This is a genomic window from Streptomyces ossamyceticus (assembly GCF_001418475.1).
GTDB classification, from domain to species: Bacteria; Actinomycetota; Actinomycetes; order Streptomycetales; family Streptomycetaceae; genus Streptomyces; species Streptomyces ossamyceticus.
The window spans coordinates 1-1,856 of the sequence record NZ_LIQX01000914.1 but is presented as its reverse complement, the minus strand read 5'-3'; the positions used below and the strand labels follow the sequence as shown (position 1 = coordinate 1,856).

Annotated in this window: 2 protein-coding genes; one reads left to right on the top strand and one right to left on the bottom strand. The window is 74.9% G+C overall.

What is annotated here, in order from left to right; genetic code table 11:
- Positions 1-277 (bottom strand): hypothetical protein (locus tag AOK15_RS48200; RefSeq protein ID WP_240508825.1); only part of this gene is annotated, 277 nt, incomplete at its 3' end.
- Positions 278-365: 88 nt separating this feature from the next.
- Here AOK15_RS48200 and AOK15_RS40480 point away from each other — a divergent pair.
- A partial coding sequence (locus AOK15_RS40480) for an FtsX-like permease family protein (protein ID WP_240508824.1) occupies positions 366-1,856 on the top strand: 1,491 nt, incomplete at its 3' end.

Sequence of the window (1,856 nt, the reverse complement as noted above, 5' to 3'; positions counted from 1 at the left end):
CCGTCGTCGGCCGGGCCGACGCCGCGGGGCCGGTCGACCGGATCGAGCTAGTCGAGGGCGCGTGGCCCTCGCGGGCGGGACAGATCGCGGTGGACGAGAGCGAGGTGCCCCTACGGCCGGGGGCGCGCCTCACGGTCCCGGACGCGCCGGGCAGTCCGACGCTGACGGTCGTGGGCGTCGCGCGATCGGTCACGGGCACCGCGGACGCGTGGGTCACCCCGGACCAGGCGAAGGCGCTGGCGGGGGCGCCGACGAGGCCCACGGATGCGGCCGGCACCTCTCGCCCGTCCTCGTCTTCATCCCCATCTCCATCTCCATCTCCATCTCAGTCTGCGTCGTCGTCCACGCCCCCGTCCTCGTACGAGATGTACTACCGCCTCCACGACGCCCGTACCGCCGCCGATGTGGCCGCCGGGCGGGCCGCGGTCGCCCGTTCCGTGCCGGAGGGGGTGATGACCGGGGCGCGGTCGTATCTGACGGTCAAGCAGGAGCAGACGGCGAACGCGATGGCGTTCGTGCCGTTCCTGGTGGCCTTCGGCGGGCTCGGGCTGTTCCTCTCGGTGCTCGTCATCGGGATCGTGGTCGGCGGGGCGGTCGGGGCCGCGACGCGTCGGATCGGGGTGCTCAAGGCGCTCGGGTTCACTCCGGGACAGGTCGTACGGGCCTATGTGGCGCAGGCGTTCGTGCCGACGGCCGTCGGATGCGTGCTGGGGGTGGGGCTGGGCAACGTGTTGGCCGTGCCGGTGCTCGCGGAGGCGGGCGACGTGGTCGGGGCTCCCACGAGGACGGTCCCGCTGTGGATCGACGTAGTGGTGCCGGTGGGCGCGCTCCTCCTGGTCGCGGGTGCCGCGCTCGTCCCCGCGCTGCGGGCGGGACGGCTGCGGACGGTCGAGGCGATCACCGTGGGGCGTACGGCCTCCGAGTCTCGGCGGGGAGCCGGGCGGCTCGGGCGGCTCGCGTCGCGGCTCGCTCCGCGGGTGCCGCTGCCGAGGGCGGTCGGGCTGGGGCTGGCGTATCCCTTCGCGCGGCCGGGGCGGTCGCTGGTCGCCGCGGCGGCGGTCGGGTTCGGGGCCGTGTCCGTCACCTTCGCGGTGGGGCTGGCACTGACGCTGGGCGCGGTGCAGGAGGGGCGCCTGCTGAACTCGGCCGCCGACGTGGTCGTCGAGGCCGGCGGTGGACAGGGGCCGCCCGGTGCGGACGTCGTCCGGGCCGGAGGCGAGGAGGAAGGAGAACGGGCCGTTCCCAGGGTCGTGGCGGACGCGCTGCGGGCGCAGGAGGGCACCGCCCGGTTCTACGGCACCGCCCAGGCCCGGGTGGCGGCCTCCGGGGTCACCGGGGCGACGACCGTCGTGGCGTACGAGGGCGACTCGGCGTGGGGCGCCCCGCAGATCGTCTCGGGGCGCTGGCTCCACGGAGCGGGCGAGGCCGTGGTCACCGAGCGGTTCCTCGACGCGGCCGGGATCGGGGTCGGGGACACGGTGACGCTCACGGACGACGGGCGGCGGACCACCGTACGGATCGTCGGGGCGGCGTTCTTCACCGAGGGCGGCAGCATGGCACTGCTCACCTCGACCACCACGCTCGCCGACCTCGGGCTCGGCGCCGACGCCCTGCCCGGACAGTTCCATGTACGGACGGAACCCGGCACCGATCCCGCGGGGTACCTCGACTCACTGAACGGCGCGCTCAAAGCCGCCGGAGTGGGCGCCGTCGCCCGGACCGGCACCCCCGGCACCTCCGGTGTGATCGTGGCCATGGACGCGCTGATCGGGATGCTCACGCTGATGCTGGTCGTGGTCGCGGGTGTCGAGGACGACCGTGTTGAGCACGCCGAGCCCCGCGACCACGACCAGCAT